At 47.4% G+C, this 19,699-nt stretch carries 20 protein-coding genes; 8 read left to right on the top strand and 12 right to left on the bottom strand.

The window, feature by feature from the left end; genetic code table 11:
* Nucleotides 1–16 precede the first annotated feature (16 nt).
* A complete protein-coding gene (locus tag TSUB_RS06480; RefSeq protein WP_087017411.1) occupies nucleotides 17–733 on the bottom strand; it encodes a Dph6-related ATP pyrophosphatase in 717 nt (238 codons plus the stop codon).
* 375 nt (nucleotides 734–1,108) lie between these two features.
* On the opposite strand from TSUB_RS06480, the gene TSUB_RS06475 reads away from it, so the two are divergent.
* Nucleotides 1,109–1,951 (top strand): PLAT/LH2 domain-containing protein, encoded by an 843-nt coding sequence (locus tag TSUB_RS06475; protein WP_087017413.1) that lies wholly within the window; start codon nucleotides 1,109–1,111, stop codon nucleotides 1,949–1,951.
* A gap of 62 nt (nucleotides 1,952–2,013) precedes the next feature.
* Here TSUB_RS06475 and TSUB_RS06470 read toward each other — a convergent pair whose 3' ends face one another.
* Nucleotides 2,014–3,528, bottom strand: a complete 1,515-nt coding sequence (locus tag TSUB_RS06470) for a fumarate hydratase (protein ID WP_087017415.1) — start codon at nucleotides 3,526–3,528, stop codon at nucleotides 2,014–2,016.
* Between the two features lie 154 nt (nucleotides 3,529–3,682).
* Between TSUB_RS06470 and pabB the strand changes: the two genes are divergently transcribed.
* Nucleotides 3,683–5,050, top strand: a complete 1,368-nt coding sequence (pabB, locus tag TSUB_RS06465; protein ID WP_087017417.1) for an aminodeoxychorismate synthase component 1 — start codon at nucleotides 3,683–3,685, stop codon at nucleotides 5,048–5,050.
* Between the two features lie 223 nt (nucleotides 5,051–5,273).
* Here the strand turns inward: pabB and TSUB_RS06460 are convergent, their stop codons facing one another.
* Nucleotides 5,274–6,041 carry an HAD-IIB family hydrolase gene (locus tag TSUB_RS06460; protein WP_087017418.1) on the bottom strand — a complete coding sequence of 256 codons (768 nt, stop codon included), beginning with the start codon at nucleotides 6,039–6,041 and terminating at the stop codon, nucleotides 5,274–5,276.
* A gap of 133 nt (nucleotides 6,042–6,174) precedes the next feature.
* On the opposite strand from TSUB_RS06460, the gene TSUB_RS06455 reads away from it, so the two are divergent.
* From TSUB_RS06455 to TSUB_RS06445, 3 genes are all read left to right on the top strand, one after another.
* Nucleotides 6,175–7,011, top strand: a complete 837-nt coding sequence (locus tag TSUB_RS06455; protein ID WP_087017420.1) for an AraC family transcriptional regulator — start codon at nucleotides 6,175–6,177, stop codon at nucleotides 7,009–7,011.
* A 104-nt stretch (nucleotides 7,012–7,115) separates the two neighbouring features.
* Nucleotides 7,116–7,553, top strand: a complete 438-nt coding sequence (locus TSUB_RS06450) for a DUF3429 domain-containing protein (RefSeq protein WP_087017422.1) — start codon at nucleotides 7,116–7,118, stop codon at nucleotides 7,551–7,553.
* A gap of 13 nt (nucleotides 7,554–7,566) precedes the next feature.
* Nucleotides 7,567–7,953, top strand: coding sequence for a thiol-disulfide oxidoreductase DCC family protein (locus TSUB_RS06445; RefSeq protein WP_087017424.1), 387 nt, complete (start codon nucleotides 7,567–7,569; stop codon nucleotides 7,951–7,953).
* A 60-nt stretch (nucleotides 7,954–8,013) separates the two neighbouring features.
* Here TSUB_RS06445 and TSUB_RS06440 read toward each other — a convergent pair whose 3' ends face one another.
* A complete protein-coding gene (locus TSUB_RS06440; protein WP_087017426.1) occupies nucleotides 8,014–8,493 on the bottom strand; it encodes a nuclear transport factor 2 family protein in 480 nt (159 codons plus the stop codon).
* Nucleotides 8,494–8,614: 121 nt separating this feature from the next.
* On the opposite strand from TSUB_RS06440, the gene TSUB_RS06435 reads away from it, so the two are divergent.
* On the top strand, nucleotides 8,615–9,019 hold the full coding sequence (locus TSUB_RS06435) for a winged helix-turn-helix transcriptional regulator (protein ID WP_087017428.1): 405 nt from the start codon (nucleotides 8,615–8,617) through the stop codon (nucleotides 9,017–9,019).
* A gap of 74 nt (nucleotides 9,020–9,093) precedes the next feature.
* Here the strand turns inward: TSUB_RS06435 and TSUB_RS06430 are convergent, their stop codons facing one another.
* The 4 genes from TSUB_RS06430 to TSUB_RS06415 all read right to left on the bottom strand — a co-directional run bounded on the left by TSUB_RS06430 (nucleotide 9,094) and on the right by TSUB_RS06415 (nucleotide 14,092).
* Nucleotides 9,094–9,801: an SDR family oxidoreductase gene (locus TSUB_RS06430; RefSeq protein ID WP_087017430.1), complete on the bottom strand. Its 708-nt coding sequence runs from the start codon at nucleotides 9,799–9,801 to the stop codon at nucleotides 9,094–9,096.
* Nucleotides 9,801–11,339 (bottom strand): cryptochrome/photolyase family protein, encoded by a 1,539-nt coding sequence (locus tag TSUB_RS06425; RefSeq protein WP_087017432.1) that lies wholly within the window; start codon nucleotides 11,337–11,339, stop codon nucleotides 9,801–9,803. The genes TSUB_RS06430 and TSUB_RS06425 overlap by 1 nt, the downstream gene beginning before the upstream one ends.
* A gap of 19 nt (nucleotides 11,340–11,358) precedes the next feature.
* The gene (locus TSUB_RS06420) at nucleotides 11,359–12,729 is read right to left on the bottom strand and encodes a DASH family cryptochrome (protein WP_202819730.1); all 1,371 of its coding nucleotides are present in this window, start codon (nucleotides 12,727–12,729) and stop codon (nucleotides 11,359–11,361) included.
* Between the two features lie 163 nt (nucleotides 12,730–12,892).
* A complete protein-coding gene (locus TSUB_RS06415; RefSeq protein WP_087017434.1) occupies nucleotides 12,893–14,092 on the bottom strand; it encodes a quinone-dependent dihydroorotate dehydrogenase in 1,200 nt (399 codons plus the stop codon).
* 132 nt (nucleotides 14,093–14,224) lie between these two features.
* On the opposite strand from TSUB_RS06415, the gene TSUB_RS06410 reads away from it, so the two are divergent.
* Nucleotides 14,225–14,920 (top strand): hypothetical protein, encoded by a 696-nt coding sequence (locus tag TSUB_RS06410; RefSeq protein WP_087017436.1) that lies wholly within the window; start codon nucleotides 14,225–14,227, stop codon nucleotides 14,918–14,920.
* 97 nt (nucleotides 14,921–15,017) lie between these two features.
* Here the strand turns inward: TSUB_RS06410 and phnE (TSUB_RS06405) are convergent, their stop codons facing one another.
* The 4 genes from phnE (TSUB_RS06405) to phnD are packed head-to-tail and all read right to left on the bottom strand — an operon-like array spanning nucleotide 15,018 to nucleotide 18,401.
* Nucleotides 15,018–15,827 carry a phosphonate ABC transporter, permease protein PhnE gene (phnE, locus tag TSUB_RS06405; RefSeq protein ID WP_087017438.1) on the bottom strand — a complete coding sequence of 270 codons (810 nt, stop codon included), beginning with the start codon at nucleotides 15,825–15,827 and terminating at the stop codon, nucleotides 15,018–15,020.
* 9 nt (nucleotides 15,828–15,836) lie between these two features.
* A complete protein-coding gene (gene phnE / locus TSUB_RS06400) occupies nucleotides 15,837–16,652 on the bottom strand; it encodes a phosphonate ABC transporter, permease protein PhnE (protein ID WP_414718366.1) in 816 nt (271 codons plus the stop codon).
* A complete protein-coding gene (gene phnC, locus TSUB_RS06395; RefSeq protein WP_087017442.1) occupies nucleotides 16,631–17,428 on the bottom strand; it encodes a phosphonate ABC transporter ATP-binding protein in 798 nt (265 codons plus the stop codon). Before phnC ends, phnE (TSUB_RS06400) begins: the two co-directional genes overlap by 22 nt.
* A gap of 22 nt (nucleotides 17,429–17,450) precedes the next feature.
* Nucleotides 17,451–18,401 carry a phosphate/phosphite/phosphonate ABC transporter substrate-binding protein gene (phnD, locus tag TSUB_RS06390; protein ID WP_087017444.1) on the bottom strand — a complete coding sequence of 317 codons (951 nt, stop codon included), beginning with the start codon at nucleotides 18,399–18,401 and terminating at the stop codon, nucleotides 17,451–17,453.
* Between the two features lie 539 nt (nucleotides 18,402–18,940).
* Between phnD and TSUB_RS06385 the strand changes: the two genes are divergently transcribed.
* Nucleotides 18,941–19,540 (top strand): NUDIX hydrolase, encoded by a 600-nt coding sequence (locus tag TSUB_RS06385; protein WP_087017445.1) that lies wholly within the window; start codon nucleotides 18,941–18,943, stop codon nucleotides 19,538–19,540.
* The last annotated feature ends 159 nt before the right edge of the window (nucleotides 19,541–19,699 follow it).

Here is a 19,699-nt window from a genome sequence, read left to right as displayed (position 1 = left end):
TGCAGGCGATGTCCGGTTATTTGCAGGCATCGCCTTCACTTTGACGACAAACCATCGAAAAGCCCAATGCCTCAATATCCATGTAGGCCAAATCCCCCTGATAGCCGATAGCGTACCCTTCGACAGTGATTGCACCACCAAAATCGGGCCCATCCACCACCATGGTGTGGTACTCTCCCTGCTCACCACATAAATCCAGCCCGTTCTTTTCGCTTACCGTACACAAGTCATCAATGGCTGCATCATCAATGGTTCGTCCGACCCAAGAGGCATCAAGCCAACCGGTATGTACGCATGTGATCACTATACGTAACCCGCAATGAATAAAATCATTCAGCAATGTCTGACGATCTCGCCCCCAAAGTGGCGTATGTACCGCCATATCAACCGGGCGACAACGCTCGCGAATCCAATTAGGCGCGCCGTGTACTGGAGCAATATCTCCTGTCACAACGCATTCGATACCCAAGTTATCTTTAAGCCCCTTAAGATGGCACTCATAACTTTGGTCAAACGGGGCTTCTATCGTGAGGATATGATGAGGTAAACCCAGTGCTTCCGCCTGCATATCCATCATGGGAAGAGAATGAGCGAGAAACTGTGGGTCTTTGGGTGCAAAAGTGACCAAGCAGCAGATCTCATAGCCTTGCTGTCTTGCTTCATGCAGCGCTAAAGCTGAGTCTTTACCACCCGTCCATAGAACAGCAGCTCGGATTTTGTTTTCTTTGGTCATAACGACGTCCTATCAAATACGAAACGCACGCAAGCTCGTGATGCTTGATCGTATCATATGACCATCATATCAAACCTTTCTTAGTATCAGCGCATATTGTTCTGTTGTGCTGTTTAAAAATACCCCCAGCAACACCGACTTAAAAAATCACAGAAACCTTACTGCCACTTATTTCTTTCACGCTCACATTCAGCGTAAAAATACATCCTGACTCACCAATGTTTAATCTATGTAAGCTTCAAAATTAACACCTTGCTTTGATTCACAACGAAGTAACATTGCGCGTAATTACTCCTAAATATTCTGTAAAACCAACTAGCCTCCCTATAAACAACACAACAAAAGCGTTCTGATAATAAACATGGAGAAAGTACAATGAGTGAATCTGGATGGGAAATCATTACCATTACCTCTGGCGAAAAAGACTCAGGCAGTGATGCAGATGTGTCCGTATGTATTGGCTATAACGAAGACGCAAACTTCAGCAACTATGTGCTATTAAACCCAATAAAAGACACCGTACACAGTAATGTATTTCAGCGAGGCAATTTCGATAACTTTAACCTCACTTTCAATGTCGAAGATGCAACAGTGCCAACCAGTATCAAAGTGAAAGTAGATGGCAATGATGCTTGGGGAGGACTACGCATCTACGTGATGGAACGTTCGAGTGGCAGAACCTATACCACAGCAGAGTCGCGATTTTTCCTCGAAAAAGGGCAAACAAAAGTGCTACCGCTGATTGCTTGTATTAAAGATCCCGGTAATGTTATGGATGACAGAGATCCTCGAGCAAAAGATTTCACTATCGGTATTGGCACTGCCTCAGCTAATCATGCCGGTACCAATGATTTAATCTATTTTAAATGCATCTCGAAAGATGGAATATCAAGTGAGCTACAGCAAATTCAACGTATTGGCGATGACTGGGAGCCAGGCCAGTCCAATAACTATCTCATGTCATTTCAGCGTTCATTAGCCAGAATTGACTACGTTATTTTATTTAAGAAAGCGAACGATAACTGGTTGCCTAATTTTGTCAGAATGGAACCACAACTGATGGATGGTAAGTTTCAACCAACTGTTGCCAATAACCTGCAAAATGTTTGGCTCGACGGTGACACTGTTGGGCAACAAAACTATCTCGAGATGGCAACAGTAGTGGATGAAACCCGCATCGCCGAACTTCAACAAGCAGACGAAGTCAGTGGTGAGTAACTCACCCAATTAAAAAAGCCGCCTTGGTGAAAGGCGGCTTTGTCTTCAATCACTGATAACGCTTACGCGTCCATTTCAGCAATCTTCACTTTCCACGTATCCGGACCGGTTTTATGGGCATTTTCACCGGTTGAGTCAACCGCTACCGTCACCGGCATATCTTCGACTTCAAACTCGTAAATGGCTTCCATTCCCAAGTCTTCAAAGGCAACAACGCGGGCTTTCTTGATCGCTTTCGCCACCAAGTAAGCAGCACCGCCGACGGCCATTAGGTAAACCGCCTTGTTCTTTTGAATGGACTCAATCGCAGCAGGACCACGCTCTGCTTTACCAATCATCCCTGTTAAGCCAGTCTCTTCCAGCATCATATCGGTGAACTTATCCATACGCGTTGACGTGGTTGGGCCCGCAGGACCGACAACTTCATCACCCACCGCATCAACTGGGCCAACATAGTAGATAAAACGACCGTTGAAATCGACGCCGTCAGGCAAACCTTCACCTTTCGATAGCATGTCTTGAATGCGTTTATGTGCCGCATCACGACCTGTCAGGATTTTGCCAGACAGGAGTACCGTTTCACCGGTCTTCCACGCTTGTACGTCTTCTTTTTTCAGGTCATCGACGTTAACGCGACGAACATTGTCACCCACTTCCCAAGTCACTTCAGGCCACTCTTCCAGTTTAGGCGGTGTCAGCTCTGCCGGACCTGTGCCATCTAACGTAAAGTGAACGTGACGCGTCGCTGCACAGTTTGGAATTAAGCAAACAGGCTTAGATGCAGCGTGCGTTGGGGCCGTTTTGATTTTCACATCAACAACCGTTGTTAAGCCACCTAGGCCTTGTGCGCCAATACCCAGTTTGTTAACACGATTGAAGATATCTAAACGTAACTCTTCTTCTGCGTTTTGCGGGCCACGTTCAATCAGCTCATGGATATCAATGTGTTCCATCAATGACTCTTTCGCCAGTACCGCTGCTTTTTCAGCAGTACCACCGATACCAATACCGATCATACCTGGCGGACACCAGCCTGCCCCCATGGTCGGCAAGGTTTTTTCTACCCACGCAGCGACATCGTCAGAAGGGTTCAACATCACCATCTTGGTTTTGTTTTCCGAACCACCCCCTTTTGCTGCTACTTGAATTTCCACCTTATCGCCCGGCACCATGTCGATATGCACAACAGCAGGCGCATTGTCTTTGGTGTTTTTGCGTGCGCCCGCAGGATCGGCGACAACAGAAGCACGTAGCGGGTTATCTGGGTTGGTATAAGCTTGGCGTACACCTTCGTCGATCATCTCTTGGACGGTGAGATCACTTTCCCACTGAACATTCATGCCAATCTTCACGAAGCAGGTAACAATCCCCGTATCCTGACAGATAGGTCGTCGACCTTCTGCGGACATACGAGAGTTAATAAGAATTTGTGCGATTGCATCTTTCGCGGCTTGACTCTGCTCTTTGTTGTAAGCCTTTTCAAGAGCCTGCACAAAGTCGAGCGGGTGGTAGTAAGAGATATATTGCAGTGCATCCGCCACACTGGCGATGACATCTTCTTTCCGTATTACGGTCATTACATTGCCTCACTTAGTTCATCCATGGCGCCAGGGAAACGTTTGCTTCGAATTTATGATTATGCGCTGGCGTCGAAAAATACTGGGAATATGATACCCTTACGGGCAACTCGCTGCTATGTCGCAGTCGCGCATTTATTACTAAAGTCACACTATGTCTCTTAGCACCAACAATACCATTACAATTCAAGAACTTAATTACCATCCAGAGGCAACAATCGAACTGTTTGATGTTATTTCGAACAAGCCCTGGTCAATGTTGCTTCGCTCTGCATCCACTGCGCATATCAATAGTCGCTTTGATATTTTAGTTGCCGCGCCGAAACTAACACTGGAAACCTATGGTGAGACGACAAAAGTCACTCAGAACGGCAACAGTTATGAAAGCGCTGACGATCCGTTCGCCTTACTCAAAAAGCTGCAAGCCACCCACTTACCCCAGCTTGAATGCCATGACGTATTGCCCTTTTTAGGCGGTGCTCTGGGGTACTTTAGCTACGATTTGGGGCGCCGAGTGGAAACGATGCCAAGCATCGCTGAGCGGGACATTAACGCACCGGATATGGCTGTCGGGTTGTATGATTGGGCGATTGTCGCGGACCATCAAGCTCAGACGCTACACTTGTTAAATCTCGATGCCAACACAGACCGTCTCGCATGGTTACAAGCGCAAGTGGACACTGGCTCTGGTCACTTCACCTTAACCAGCGAATGGCAAAGCAATATGAGCCGCGAGAGTTATGGCAGCAAGTTTGACCAAGTGAAAGCGTACATTCGAGCTGGGGATTGCTATCAAATCAACCTCGCGCAGCGATTCAGTGCTCGCTATCAAGGGGACGAGTGGCAAGCTTACAAGAAGTTGGAGCAAGCGAATCAAGCACCATTCTCCGGATTCATTCGATTGCCTGAGCACGCAATTTTATCCATCTCACCTGAGCGATTCTTAGAGCTCAAAGGCAGTACCATTGAGACCAAACCCATTAAAGGTACCCGACCGCGCCGAGACGACCCCATTGAGGATGAAAAAGAAAAAGCGCTACTCGGCAGCACAGAAAAAGATCGTGCTGAAAACTTGATGATTGTTGACCTACTTCGCAACGATATAGGTCGCGTGGCTAAACCCGGCACCGTTACGGTTCCGAAACTGTTTGATATTGAAAGCTTCCCCGCCGTACATCACCTCGTCAGTACGGTCACAGCTGAACTCAATAGCCAATACAGTGCCGCAGATCTCTTGCGAGCAGGCTTCCCGGGCGGGTCGATAACGGGCGCGCCGAAAGTCAGAGCGATGGAGATCATCGAAGAGCTTGAACCTCATCGCCGCAGTGTCTATTGCGGCAGTATAGGCTATATCAGTAATTGTGGTCGTATGGACTCTAGCATTACGATTCGCACGCTGATCAGCCAAGATAACGTTCTTCATGCATGGGCGGGCGGCGGGCTGGTTTATGACAGTGAAGTTAACAGTGAGTATCAAGAGACACTGGATAAGCTCAATCGTATTTTGCCTACGCTCAAGTAACTACCAAAACAGCAACGGCGCTCAATTTGAGCGCCGTCGCGTCTTGCTTCATAATCTCTCGACATCAAGCTGCTTACGATACCTGTCTTCTCGCTACCGCCAGCATCACAACAATAATACGTTTCATCATGGTCACTCCTTTGAAATAAAAACAGCGTACAATATTTCACTCCAGATAGATAGCGATGATTAATGCATAATTAATGATTAACTTAGAGAATAATTAAAAGGACGGCGCTGTTACCAGAGTTGAGATGAGATCGTCTAGTCGGGTTTGCATGTCATTTTCACTCACGCGGAGACAGGGTGCTGAGAAGTGAAGTTGATCACCGACCACCACCGCACTGGCTGCTGCTTCGAGCATCGCGATATCATTGTGATCATTCCCAAAGCAGGCTGTCTCAGCCATTTGAATACCTGCTGCCTCAAGCGCTGTCAGCTTATTGCATGCTTCTGGGACCATATCAAAGCTATCATCCGACACATGCTCGTAGATTTGAAAGCTGTCTAACATTTGCTCGGCTTCTGCTTCAATTTTCGCTCTCAACGATTTATCTAAAATCAGTAGCTTGGTGATGCCTACTTGCAAGATACACTCAAGTGGTTTCGGCGCACTACCAAGCGCATTAACAAACTCATGAAACGGGTGCGGTACGGATGAAATCGCATAATCATCTTGGCTATCAATCAGATAAGGTATCTCAGCGTCTTGTAGCCATTGAATGAGTGCGCGGATCTGACGAGTTTCAAATCTATTTGCAGACTGCACCTTTCCATAGCGGCTTATCATGGCCCCATTGCAGCCTATGATAAAACCATTTTGCAGATCGGTAGGTAATAGCGGCAAGGTGTCACGAAGTGGTCGGGCTGTGGCAAAAACCACATTCAACCCTTCCTTTTTTGCATGACGCAAAGCCGTCGCTATCGATGCAGACAGAGGTTGTCCTTTAAAAACAAGGGTGCCGTCAAGGTCAAAAACAAGGTTTCTCATTACAGTGCCTATTTTGTGGCTGCTTAGCTTGCAGTCGTGTTGGGATAGGCGTATTCTGCGTGCCACAAAGCCATGGACTAGCGTTTTAAGCTCAACTCATCGTGGTTTTAGCTCACAGAAAAAGGACATTGACATGGCCAAAGCCGCCCCAGTACGTATGCCTGCAACAGGCTCTGTCGCGATAAAACATTTCAGGAATGCGCCGCTCTTATTCGAATGGCATCAACATGATACCTACGAACTCGTGCTGACTCTTGGCGATTCAGGCACCCGTATCATCGGTCACAGTGTCGCGCCCTTTGGCCGTGCTGACCTCGCGTTGATTGCCCCTCATGTTCCCCACACTTGGGATGGTGACGCCCATTACGAGCCTCATCATGAAGTGATTGTTGTCCTTTGGTCAGCCAACCTGTTCCAAAATAGTCCCATTCCTGAATTTCAAGCAATTCAATACTGGCTTGACTCCCTACATCAAGGGGCATCATTCAGTGAAGAGACGGCATACTCACTGGCAGAGACATTGCGCACCTTGGAAGCGAGCGATCCAGCTAATCGCCTAGCAACGCTAATCCAAATATTGTCCCGGTTGAGTCGTGACGATAGCGAAGCGCTCTCCATCAGCATGACCCAGCACCAAGATAGTCGACTCTCAGCCGTGCTCAACTACATTAACGATCATCTGAATAATGCCATCACATTGGAGAAATGTGCAGAAGTTGGCAACTGTAGTATCGCGACATTAAAGCGCTTATTTTCGCAGCAATTGAATAGCAGTTTCAGCGATTACTTAAAGACATGTCGTATTGAAAAAGCCTGTTATCTCCTTGCTACCACGGGCTTACCCATTAACTTGATCGCGGAGCAATCCGGCTATCAAAGCCTACGTCAGTTCAATCATTCCTTTAAGTCGGCAAGATCGATGACGCCGTCACTGTTTCGTAAGCAGCACCATTGGCGGCATACCCACTGACAAAAGAGTATGCGGACAAAGGGGGGCTAGCGATCCTTATGTGAAATACGCTCGTACAAAATAAGTTGTCGCTGTTTTTCACTCTCACGCATTCAGAGGTCGCCATGTACACACTCAATCCGATATCGACGAAACTCGGTTACGCTGGACTCATACCCTTTATCGCCTTCACTGGGCTTGCGTTCTTTTCACATGGCCAATGGCCAGGTCAAACTATCGCCTTCCCGATAACCAGTTTCATCCTATATAGCGGTGTCATTGCCGCTTTTATGGCGGGCACTTTATGGGGAAGGGACATTGAGCAAAAAAAGCCTCGAGCCAGCCTCGCATCGAATGGGCTCGCGTTATTGGCCTTTACGGCCCTTTTACTGCCGACGGCTCAGACAGCGATTGCGTTAGCCATACTCGCATTAGTACACCTCGGGAACTGGTGGGTTGAACGCGAGCTGATTTCACCGTGCAACGCTTATCTTCGTTTACGTATTACCTTAACCAGTGTTGTGGTTGGGACGCATTTACTGATGCTTATCACCCTCTTATAAAAGGAAGCAAGCCATGTCAAACACCCCCCAACTGACCCTGTTTTACGATGGTTATTGCCCACTGTGTGTCGCAGAGATGAACCAACTTCGTGCGCTCACACGCGATATTGTTTGCGAAGATATTCATCAAACTGACTTCCATCTGAAATACCCAAAGATAGACAAAGAAGCCGCCAATCGGATTCTCCACGCCATTACCGTCGATGGGGAGCTTTTGCTCGGCGTCGATGCCAACATTGCGGCTTGGCAGGTTGCAGGGAAAAAGCCATGGCTAAAGGTACTGCGGTGGCCCGGCATTCGCCACGTCGCTGACAAGGGATATCTGTTCTTCGCGCGTCACCGTTATACGATATCTAAACTTCTGACTGGCAAGTCACGTTGTGAGCGTTGCGAACTGTAGTTGTTGTTTCAACCCACCGTGCTTACGATGACAGGCGACTGCGGCACGCCTGTCAGCGCTCTAAAATACACCGTTACTGTTTCTCACTTTACCGCCCACCGCCAAGCTATACAGTCGCATAGAGAAACTGAGCCCTTGGACAGCATCCCAATGTTCAACGAGTTTGCCCTCTTCCAAACGCCACGTATCTATTATGTTAAAACCTTGCGATTCATCGCCACGGTGTTTTGCTTTCAAGGTCACATGAGAATGCAAAATCACAAAGTCGCCATCGACAAAAACCTGTCTGACATCGTAGCTAAACTCGGGAGCATTCTTGACTAAATCACTCACCGTTTCGACCACGCCGTCAATGCCATCCGCCATGTTACGGTTATGTTGAACATACCGATTACCACGATAACGACGTGTAACTTCGTCAAAATCATGGTCATTCATTAGCAACTGTACAAACTCAATCACGGATTCAGCATGACGCTTATCCTGTTGACTCCAATGGGGGTTTAGCAATGATTCTGTGTCAATGTGTGGCTGTGGCATACGCGTGTTCCTCTATCAAAAGTGACCTGACAAAATATTACTTGTATAATGCAAGTTAAATATTTGGATTGCAATATGCAAGTTAAATTCTTGTCAATGTTGCTGTAAAGGAGAAGTACTCATGCAACGCCGTTCCAACTGCCCTATCTCAAACGTCCTCGATATTGTCGGAGACAAGTGGAGCTTGCTCATCGTGCGTGACTTACTCTTTTTTGGGAAACAGACATTCTCTGAAATACAAACCTCTGATGAACGCGTCGCGACAAACATCCTTTCTAGCCGACTCGAAAAACTTGAGAATGATGGGTTGATCACTAAGCAAGCTGACACGCGAGATAAACGAAAGAAAGTCTATCTACTCAGCGAAAAAGGTATCGATATGTTGCCAATCATGCTCGAAATGATCCTTTGGAGCAGCAAGCATGATCCCGATACCAATGCCCCTCAAGATCTGGTCAAACGTATTCAAACTGACAAGATACAATTGATGAGTGAGGTGGTGTCACAATTAAAAAGAGAGGGATAACGTCGCTATTTTGTTAGTGCTAAGTCGATGTCGCAAAAACGCACGCCTTCTGGGTTACTATCAGAGATGGAATATTACCAAGGCAGTTCTTCTCCTGCCCAGTTGTAAAAGCGCCCTGTCTCTTCAGGGGAAAGTTTGCGTATTAGGGCGATAAAATCCTCAGCAACTTGCTGCGTTGAAAACAACTTTTCAGGCGCAACATTGGCTTGGAAAGGTGCAGACAACTGGGTGTCTGTTGTGCCGGGATGTAACGCTACCACACAGCTTTTAGGCATGACTCGCTGCCATTCAATACTGATCCCTTTCATCGCCATGTTAAGGGCAGCCTTAGCACAACGATAGCTATACCAGCCCCCCAATTTATTGTCTTCGATACTGCCCACACGAGCAGAAACAGTCGCAAAACGCGGCGCATCAGATCGTTTGAGATTCTGCTGCAAATACTTTGCAAGTAGCAGTGTGGGCAAGGCATTTACGCGCATATTCTTCATAAAAAATGCACTGTCCACCTGACTCAACCTTTTCTCAGGGTAATGCTCCTCGGTGTGTAACATGCCTACCGCATTGATCACCCAGTCAAGATCCCCGATGGAGCTCGCTAAACGGGCAATATCCTCCTCGTTACTGACATCGACGCTATGCCAATGTATCCCTGGTGATTTTTTGCTCTCTTGCGGTTCATTGCGATACCAAGTTGCGTGAACTTCTGTCGCGAAGGATGCACACACCTTCACAAGCGCAGCACCAATCCCACCGTTACCGCCACAAATTAATATCTTCATTAGAGTGTCTCTAAGTGATTCATGGTGTATGCCGCCGACGACAAAATCGCGTCTTGGTCTTCGGGTGAAGTGCGATCCCATGTTCGGTAGATCATTGCAGTGCGTGGGTTGCGCTCAAACCGCTCTCGATGGGTCTGCATAAAACGCCAGTAGAGACTGTTCATCGGGCACGCACCCTCTCCATGACGCTTTTTCACGTCATACTGACAGGTTTTGCAGTAATCACTCATTTTGTTGATATAATTGCCACTCGCCGCATAGGGCTTAGAGGCGAGCAATCCCCCATCAGCAAACAACGCCATCCCTCTCGTGTTAGGCATTTCCACCCATTCAATCGCATCGATGTAAATACCGAGATACCACGCATCCACTTCATCCGGCGAAATACCCGCCAGCAGTGCAAAATTGCCCGTCACCATCAACCGCTGAATATGATGGGCATAGGCGTAATCGAGAGATTGTTGAATAGCTTGGGAGAGGCAATGCATCTGCGTATCACCCGTCCAAAAGTACGCTGGCAACTTGTTAGCCGCTTGCAGTGCGTTTTTGTTTTGGTACTCAGGCATATTTACCCAGTAGATGCCGCGAACAAACTCTCGCCACCCGAGAATCTGCCGAACGAAACCCTCGACTTGCGCCAAACTTATCACCTCAGGCTCAGCAGAATAGGCGTTAATCGCAGCATTGATCACTTGCAGGGGATGCAGCATCTTCGTATTTAACGCAAACGACAAACGGCTATGGTAGAGACTCCATCGATAAGGTGAATGGGCAGTCATTGCATCTTGATACCGTCCAAACCATGGCAGGCAGTGAGTACAAAAGTAATCGAGCAAGGCCAGTGCTGATTGGCGGCTAGTGGGCCATAACAAAGGCCCGTCCAGCCGCCCAATGGTCTTTACGCCGTGTCTGTTTATTCGTTCTCTGATCGCCGACACCTCTGTTTCAAACATAAGTGGCGCAACCATCTCTTGGATTGCTTTATTGCTTAACTTATTACGGTTTTCAGTATCAAAGCTCCACTTGCCCCCTAGCGGCTGTGCATTTTCATCCAGCAGCAGTTGAAAGCGTTTACGCATCCTTCGATAAAAATGCGCCATCATTTGCGGTTTATCTGCTTTAAACTGTTGGTCAATTTCCTCAAACGGCAGTAAAAAGTGTTCCGTATCCACTTCATACTTTTCGACTGGCATCTCTCGCAACTGCTGTAACAACCGGTATTCATCAGGCCGCTGATAGGCCAAGCATTCACAGCCATGGCTCTGCATTGTGGCGATAATCACCGCCTCTAGATCGGGATAGTCGCGAGTATCATCCAATGTCAGATGTATTACCTGATGTCCAGCCTGTTTCAATCCCGCAGCAAAATTACTCATCGATGCAAAAAAGGCACAAACCTTTTGAAGGTGATGAGGCACATAGTCCGTTTCTTGTTTAAGTTCCGCAATCAAGTAGAAAACATCGGGTGACAGTGCTTTAAACCAAGAATGGTTAGCGTTAAGTTGATCCCCTAATATCAGCCGCAGTGTTCGTCTCATCTAACGATCTCTCTTGTACTCAAGGGTATAAAGGCCAATCTGCCGCATCGACCGTATCAACTCTCGTGACGCCAATATCGCCTTGCCAACGCTTCACATAGTGCCCTTGGCAATCAAAAAGCGCTTGTTGCTTATCTAGATTGAAGTGACGCCCCCCTTTGGCATCACACCCGACCCCAGCAATATACTGCCAGTTACCCCAATTAGACCCTACATCATAGTCAACGAGCTGCTGCTCAAAATAGGCCGCCCCAAACCGCCAATCGACACTGAGCTCGTTAACCAAGCAACTGGCGACTATCTGCCGCCCGCGATTGGAAAGATACCCTGTTTCCCGTAACTCATTCATGCAGGCATTCACGAGTGGATGTGCGGTCTGGCCATTCACCCAACGACGATAGCGCTCAGGGTAAGCACTCAATAAAGGCGGAGTGTCTGCTTGGCCTGAGAACGCATACAGCTGGCTTCCTGCAACCACTGCGTGCCAGAAAAAGAATTCACGCCAAAGTAGCTCAAAATAAATCCAGTACGTAGATTCATTTTCGCCGTGCAGCGCCTCGTAGTCACGGAGTTTGGCAACGATCTGTCTCGGCGACAAGTTACCGTGGGAAAGATATAACGACATCTGGGTGCTGCTTTCACCCGCACCGAGGTGGTTACGCGTCTCTTTGTATCGCGACGGCAACGTGGTTTTAAAATAGCTCGCCAGATGGCATTGCCCATTCAGCTCGCCTGCAATCAGCCCACCGCTGTTAATACCAGAAGCCGGTGTCACACGTGTCCTTTCATTTGCGGGAGAGGGTGGCAGGAACGCCGGCGAGACCACGGGTTTTGCAATAGGTAGGCCCTCGACGTGACGACGAAACTGGCTGAATGTTGGTGCAAAATCATCTAACCCTGCTGCAACAGAGCCGAACAGAGTGAGTTGCTCGTCGCTGACATACTCCAGATACGGGTACTTCGATTTCAAAATCTGCCATTGTTGCCGTTCATATACACCGGCATGACTGGCTCGGTAGACAACCGTTGCGTTATAGCAACGCATGAGTGCGGGAATCATGTCTAGCGCTGGGGCAATTTTCAATAGTAGCTGCTGTCCACGGTCTGCAAGTTGCTCCGATAGTTGGTTGAGTGACTCCATTAAGGCCCGCCAACGATTAGTCGATAGACCAGAGCCCGTGATGTAGCGGTTCGTTCGCAAAAACTGGGGCTCAATGCAGTAGACCAGCACTAATCTGTCGCACTGCTCGCAAGCTTGAGTAAGTAAAGGATTGTCTGCGATACGTTGATCGTTACCAAACCAATAAATGCCTGTTTTGTGGCGTGAAGAGGAGGTCTCTGGCGAGAAATCGGCGTCAAAATACATGGCAATACCCAGCGACTTGGACATGACAATCTTGTACGCGTTGAGAAATAGGTCAGATCAAACAAGGAGAAAAAAGACCCGATTCAGAACGGGTCAACATCTTACCAATGTGGATTCATTCTTCGGTGCATGGCGACACCGAGGTATCAATCCACAAAAAGGTTAGCTAACTCAATGTCAGCGTTACTCAAGCGACCTCAGAGACAGGCGCTTCCTCTACGCGGGTCTCATCGTCGGATTGCGTCTCAGCTTTTAATTTGGGCAGTGGGTTGCGTGACCCTACCGCCTCTTCAATCGAGTTAAACCCATCTTCTTGTAGCAGCTTGACTAAGCCACGATTAATTTCATTGATGTTTTGCGGGCCATCAAAAATCATCGTCGTAATCATGTGTAGCAAACTGGCACCTGAAGTGATCTTCTCGTAGGCATCTCTTGCCGTGAACACACCGCCGACGCCAATGATGGTCAACTCACCTCGAGTGCGGCGGTAAACATGGCGAATCACACTTGTCGATATACGTTGCAGCGGTAATCCACTCATCGCGCCTTTGTGGTAAGGCAATTCGTCTTCGACATACTCTTTGTTGAAAGCCGGCTTGGCCAAATTTGTCAAAACGACCCCATCCATTTTATGCGCAACGCAGGCATCGACGATGACATCAATCTCGTCCAACTCAAGATCGGCCGCCAACTTAACATAAATCGGACGTCCTTCTACTCGGTGCGCATTCACTGCTGTCAGCAAGGCATCTAGATTCTCTCGGTCAACAAAGGGTTCGCCATCTTGCGTATTGGGGCAACTGATATTAATGGTGTAATAATCGCCAATATCTTTGAACAACCGCATCGTCTTGGTGTAGTCATCTATCGACTCTTGTAAGTCAAACTCCGGGGTAATATTAGATTTAGCCGCATTAATGCCCACTCTTAATCGACCAAAATCCGCCCCTTGCAAGCGAGACGAAATTTTCTCTGCGCCTTGATTATTCAGGCCATACCAGACCAAGATTGATTTCGACTTCACCATTCGAAACAGACGTTTTCCTGGATTCCCTGGACAGACTTCACCGGTAAATGACCCAAGTTCAGCGAGCCCAAATCCTAGCGACGGGTAGATACTGGTGAGCTCTCCATCTTTGTCAAAGCCAGCGGATAGTCCGACCGGGTTACGATAACGCACCCCGTCAACTTGGGTGTGCAAACTTGGGTGATTGAAATCGAATAAAAATGAGGTCAAGCCCCGCGTTACACCGTTGGATCCTAAGAACACGCCCACCCGTTTAAACATATAGTGGGCATCTTCTGGATCCATTAAGAAGATGAGCGGGCGTATTATTCGATACAGCACTCTAAAGAGCAGGTTACGTAACCCTATGATAAATCTCATTTATGACTCCTTCCTTTTGATATTAGATTTCTTCTTTACGTGACATTTTTGACCAACATCAATGAGAATAATAATAGGAATCATTATCATTTTGATCTATATTTTGTGAAATCTGTGAGGTAAGGAGACATCATGAGGAAAATAATCAGACACTTTAGGCAGAAACGCCGCGCTGCTGAAACGGTCATTCAATCTTATCAAACTCCGCCTCCGTCGCCTTCTCACTCTCATCGCGCACAGCAAAAAAACACGCAGCAGCAGTGGCAACCTATGGGGCATATCTACTATTTACTCGATACCCTCAAACTCTGTTACCAAAGCAAAGCGGGCTTAGTGACGTATGAACGCATTTCACCCGCCTCCCTCATGGCACTCTGCGAAGAACTATTGGATGGCAAGCTCACTCAGCCTCAGGAAATGCATCAATTATCATCACTCTTCACACTGTCTGTTTGTGGTGTCAGTTGGGAAGAGTTGGGGCATCAAACGCGTGTAAAAGCGATTCCAGAAGCAGCTGCGATGCGTTTTTCCAGTATGGAAAGTCGTCAAACTGAAGCACGTTTCCAATTGGCAAATCGTCGTAGTGACGATGCGATAACGTCTATTACCGAACTGGGAGCGTTAACCAATAGCTTGCAAATTGTCCATAACCTCAGTGTTGAACAGTTCATTGCTATGCTCGAGAAAGCCAATAACGGGGTGCCGGCTACACTATCAAAAGCCATCCCAATTAAGGCCGATAACTTCGCACAAGCCCTCACGCAGTCAGACAAGAAAGCCCTCGCACAAACAATCAAAACCATCGAGTCTCGCTATCTTTATACTTGAGTTGGCCAGAGTATACAGATACTGACATTGTCGTAGGCAAAAAAGCGCACCACTGGGGGTGCGCAAAACGTGCAAGGGTGTTTGGTCAAACGACAGGCTATATCAGTAAATGGCGAACTTTGGCGGATATCCATTCCGAAAATACCACCGTCGTTAAAATGGCCACAAAGATCACCGCGACTTGTGGCCAAGCTAAGGTCGACATGGACTCTTCGAGTTTCAATCCAATGCCCCCTGCGCCCACTAAGCCAAGAATGGTGGATTCTCGAATATTAATGTCCCATCTAAAGATACTAGTCCCAATGAAACTGGGTAACACTTGGGGCACGATGCCATAGTCCAGCACTTGAAGTGGAGACGCCCCCGTTGCTGTAATCGCTGACAGTTGGGTGGTATTCACCTCTTCAATCGCTTCATACATCAACTTGGCGATAAACCCGATTGAACGCAATGCGATAGCAATGATGCCCGCCAGCAAACCCGGTCCTAAAATCGCCACCAGCAGCAGCGCCCAAATCAACGAATTAATGGAACGGCTCGCCGCAATGATATAAAGCGCAATAGGACGAACAAAATGCCGACTGGGTGTGGTATTGCGTGCGGCCAAAAATGCAACTGGCAAGGCAATCACGACACCAAGCGCGGTACCTAGCGTGGCAATGTTTAAGGTGTCCCACAGTGGCTCCCAGAGCTCGTTAAGGTATGACCAACGTGGCGGCCACATACGACCACTAATATCACGAAACTGATTAGGCGCATCGGTCACAAAGTACCACAGCGTATCGCGATTCATCTCTTGCCAACAAAAGACACACAAGGCAACAAAGACGAGCCACGCCACCCAGCGACACAGGCGTACTTGGGGTGAATGCTTTTCCCAGTAAGCAGGGAATACTTCTTTCTTCATGCCCCTCTCCTACTGTAAACGCGTACGAATGACGTTTGAGACAAACTCTGCAATCATCACTAAGCCAATAATGATCAGTAAAATGGCCGCCGCGCTATCGTACTCATAGCGATCCATCGCGGTATTGAGCGTTGCACCAATCCCCCCAGCACCGACAATGCCAATCACAGCGGATTCTCGGAAATTGATATCCAGTCGATACATGCTTAATCCGATAATGCGCGGCAAGACTTGTGGCTGAATGGCATAATTGATCTGTTGCAGCCAGCCTGCTCCGGTAGCACGCATTGCGGTCAACGCGGCGGGATCCGTCGCTTCAATTTCTTCGGCAAACAACTTGGCAAGAAAGCCAACAGTGGCAAATGTCAGGGTAACAAAGCCAGCAAAGGGACCAAAACCAAACAAGGCGACGCATAAGATAGCGATAATGATTTCTTGAAAGCTACGTGCAATCGCGATGAAACTACGACAGAACAAATAGATCCATCGTGGCGCCAAGTTGCGTGCGCTACCCAAAGCAAAGGGTATCGACAACACAACACCAGCGACGGTAGAGGTGAGCGTCATGGTCAAGCTCTCGATTAACCCTTGCGAAATGTTACTCCAGCGACTGGTGAAGTCTGGCTGTAAGAAGGCTTGTACAAATCGCCAGCCACGGTCGAGTCCCTCGTAAACCCGCGACCAGTTAACCTCAACCGACCCCATTGCCAAATAGGTGTAAATGATCACCAACAAGAGTACGCCGTAACGTAGTCCGGCATTTGCAATCAGGGGCGGCTTTCTCCATTGCGTTGGATATTCCATTAGGCCATCGCCTCCACCCATTCTGGGGCGTCATGCTCAGGTGTTGGATTCCAATCTTCCTCACCATAGATAGTCGTCAGCACGCGATCATCCAACGCGTCTGCAGCACCATCAAACACAATCTTCCCGGCATTCAAGCCGATAATGCGTGGCAAAAACTGCTTCGCTAAATTCACATCGTGGATGTTAATGATCGCCGGTAGCTGCTGCTCGGCACAGATGTCCTTAATTAAACGCATTACTTGGCGAGCGGTACGCGGGTCCAAGGCGGCGGTCGGTTCATCAATCAACAATAACTGCGGCTTTTGCGCTAAGGCTCGAGCAATCCCTACCCGCTGCCGTTGGCCGCCTGACAGGGCATCTGCCCGCTTATCTGCATGTTCAATCAGCCCAACACGATCAAGCAAGCGGTAAGCATTGGCAATATCTTTACCCGGGTACTTTCGAAGCAAGCTTCGCCAGAAAGGCACATACCCTAATCGACCAGATAATACATTTTCCATTACCGTAAGACGTTCAATCAACGCGTACTCTTGAAAGATCATCCCGATTTCTCGGCGAGACTGCCTCAGTTGCGTACGATTCAGTGTCACGAGGTTTTCGCCATTAAATCGTATTTCACCAGAGGTAGGTTCGGTGAGGCGGTTAATACAGCGTATTAATGTCGATTTACCCGCACCTGAAGGACCGATAAGGCCAACCACTTCTCCAGCCTCAACCGACAAAGAAACATCACTCAGCGCGATATCTCGCGCTGAGTACTGCTTTGTCACATTCTTTAATTGCAATGTAGACATGATTATTCCAATTCAGTGTGCCTTAGCGGCACTGGTAAGAGACGTCATTAGCTTCATCGATAGTGCGGATCACCGCCCAATGCTCTTGATAAGTAATTGGAATAAACTGCGCTTCACCGTTTCGCTCAAACTCTTCCTGCAATTTCGTGCCAGCCCAATCGAAACTAAAAAATGCCTCTTTAATTTGTGCTTGAAGCTCAGGGTTAAGGTTATGTGCATAACCATAAGCGGTGGTTGGGAAGGTTTGAGACTGATAGATGGTTTTAATGTCAGACGCTTTGACGACTTCTCTGTCTAACATGCGTTTCAAAACAGAGTTTGCCACCGCAGCCGCATCGTAATCTTTATGGGCAACACCGATAATTGAATTATCATGTGCACCTGAAAATGCCGCTGAGAAATCATTGTCTGCGCTTAAACCAAATTCAGCACCCAAAATAGCCGAAGGTGCTTTAAAGCCAGAATTTGACGTCTGCGCAGTAAACGCGACTTTTTTACCTTTTAAGTCTTCGACATTATCAATGCCTGATGCGGGATGGGTGATAATCTCCATTTCATAGCCGAATGAACCATCCTCACCCGCCATAATGGTAAATGGATTAAAGCCTGCGCAGTTAACCGCGAGTGGCGTCGAACCCGTATTAAAACCTGCAATATGCAAGCGGCCAGATCGCATCGCTTCAATTTGCGCAGCATTATTTTGAACGGGGAAGAAACGGACGTTCTTACCTGTTTTCTCGGATAAATGCGCCAAAAACTCGCTCCATACATCAGCATAGACAGAGGGGTCTTCAACAGGCGTATAGGCGAAGATTAAGGTTGATGGGTCTTGCCATTGCGATGTATCTGTTGGTGTATCAGCCACCATATTGCCGCTGCGATCTTCATAGCGAGTATCGAGCGCAACAGCACTATGAGAAACAGTAAGTGCTACCACTGTACCTAATACGAATTTGAATTGATTGACTGCCATTTTTATTTCCATTCATTTGGAGAATCCGGCAATCATTCTTTATTAATCAAATGACTGTTTGGTTTAGATTAAATGACAACCCGTTGACAAGATATTGCGAAATATTAATGGTTAACATGGAGTTATCATTATTCACAACAATGAAACATGGGTATTGATATTCGTGCTAACTCGTACAGTTTTATGCTCAAACCACCTCAAGATGCTTGCTCAGCAAGAATTTCTAAGCTTGTCTACCCAGCAGTACAAAACCCATTTCAAAAACAGACTTTCCATCACATCTAAGCTACAAAAAAGTCACACCATGCACTTTCTTTACCCTGTCAAGTAATAGACGCTGAACAACCGTCTAAAAAAGTCGACACAAACATAGTTAAAAATAACAGACAGGTCTTCCCTATCCCTATATACAAAGGGATTGGCGGTTATTTATCTCCGAAAATTAAGTATGGATTTATTGAGAAAAATATTGGTTATTCCTGTCAAATAGCGCACTTCCGTTATACTTTACAAAAAAGAGAAAATGGCAGAGGCTTCCCGTGACAACACTGACACTTCCCGAAAAATTCATTCTCACTCCCCCTGGCGTCTATGATGAAGCCCATAAAGTGCGAGTCGCTGCAACACGCAACTATCAGAAACCGTTAAAGAAAGCGGCCGTCTTGATTGGTCTCGTCGAACGAGAGTCAGGCTATCACATTGTTTTTACTGAGCGTGCGAAACATCTTCGCCACCATCCTGGACAAGTCTCCTTTCCTGGCGGGCGCTTTGAAGAAAGTCTTGATCAAGATCTCATTGATACTGCAATCCGTGAAACACATGAAGAAACTGGCATCCTCTGTTCACGTGAAAATATCTTGGGCAAATTACCCGAACTCCCCACGGTGACGGGCTTCATTATCCAGCCCTATCTATCGATAGTCTCATCGAGATATGTCCCTAGCATCGACAAAAACGAAGTCGAAAACCTGTTTGAAGCCCCCGCAGAACACGTCCTCAACCCCAGCAACATGCGTCAACAAAGGTTTCTTGTTAAAGGAAAGTACCACACCATCTACTCTGTCCCATACGCCCAATATGCTATCTGGGGGGCGACTGCACAGATGCTAAAGTTACTGTCTTGTCAGCTATGGCATTAAAAAAACTAAGGGTATTAGTTAAAAAGCTGTCTGTTCACCCCACCAATAAAGTGATTTAGATCACTTTTGTCACGGTTTTGTTTCACTAAATTGCATTTTACGATCTAGATCAATATTACGTGCTACAAAAATGAGAGAATGCCCCTGTTCCTTATTTTC

This window comes from Thaumasiovibrio subtropicus (assembly GCF_019703835.1).
GTDB lineage: Bacteria > Pseudomonadota > Gammaproteobacteria > Enterobacterales > Vibrionaceae > Thaumasiovibrio > Thaumasiovibrio subtropicus.
This window is presented reverse-complemented; position numbering and strand designations above follow the sequence as displayed.

Bases quoted from the DNA above. Each gene is read 5' to 3' on its own strand.
- TSUB_RS06480 (WP_087017411.1), bottom strand. From the start codon at position 733: ATGACCAAAGAAAACAAAATCCGAGCTGCTGTTCTATGGACGGGTGGT.
- TSUB_RS06475 (WP_087017413.1), top strand. From the start codon at position 1,109: ATGAGTGAATCTGGATGGGAAATCATTACCATTACCTCTGGCGAAAAA.
- TSUB_RS06470 (WP_087017415.1), bottom strand. From the start codon at position 3,528: ATGACCGTAATACGGAAAGAAGATGTCATCGCCAGTGTGGCGGATGCA.
- pabB (WP_087017417.1), top strand. From the start codon at position 3,683: ATGTCTCTTAGCACCAACAATACCATTACAATTCAAGAACTTAATTAC.
- TSUB_RS06460 (WP_087017418.1), bottom strand. From the start codon at position 6,041: ATGAGAAACCTTGTTTTTGACCTTGACGGCACCCTTGTTTTTAAAGGA.
- TSUB_RS06455 (WP_087017420.1), top strand. From the start codon at position 6,175: ATGGCCAAAGCCGCCCCAGTACGTATGCCTGCAACAGGCTCTGTCGCG.
- TSUB_RS06450 (WP_087017422.1), top strand. From the start codon at position 7,116: ATGTACACACTCAATCCGATATCGACGAAACTCGGTTACGCTGGACTC.
- TSUB_RS06445 (WP_087017424.1), top strand. From the start codon at position 7,567: ATGTCAAACACCCCCCAACTGACCCTGTTTTACGATGGTTATTGCCCA.
- TSUB_RS06440 (WP_087017426.1), bottom strand. From the start codon at position 8,493: ATGCCACAGCCACACATTGACACAGAATCATTGCTAAACCCCCATTGG.
- TSUB_RS06435 (WP_087017428.1), top strand. From the start codon at position 8,615: ATGCAACGCCGTTCCAACTGCCCTATCTCAAACGTCCTCGATATTGTC.
- TSUB_RS06430 (WP_087017430.1), bottom strand. From the start codon at position 9,801: ATGAAGATATTAATTTGTGGCGGTAACGGTGGGATTGGTGCTGCGCTT.
- TSUB_RS06425 (WP_087017432.1), bottom strand. From the start codon at position 11,339: ATGAGACGAACACTGCGGCTGATATTAGGGGATCAACTTAACGCTAAC.
- TSUB_RS06420 (WP_202819730.1), bottom strand. From the start codon at position 12,729: ATGTCCAAGTCGCTGGGTATTGCCATGTATTTTGACGCCGATTTCTCG.
- TSUB_RS06415 (WP_087017434.1), bottom strand. From the start codon at position 14,092: ATGAGATTTATCATAGGGTTACGTAACCTGCTCTTTAGAGTGCTGTAT.
- TSUB_RS06410 (WP_087017436.1), top strand. From the start codon at position 14,225: ATGAGGAAAATAATCAGACACTTTAGGCAGAAACGCCGCGCTGCTGAA.
- phnE (WP_087017438.1), bottom strand. From the start codon at position 15,827: ATGAAGAAAGAAGTATTCCCTGCTTACTGGGAAAAGCATTCACCCCAA.
- phnE (WP_414718366.1), bottom strand. From the start codon at position 16,652: ATGGGTGGAGGCGATGGCCTAATGGAATATCCAACGCAATGGAGAAAG.
- phnC (WP_087017442.1), bottom strand. From the start codon at position 17,428: ATGTCTACATTGCAATTAAAGAATGTGACAAAGCAGTACTCAGCGCGA.
- phnD (WP_087017444.1), bottom strand. From the start codon at position 18,401: ATGGCAGTCAATCAATTCAAATTCGTATTAGGTACAGTGGTAGCACTT.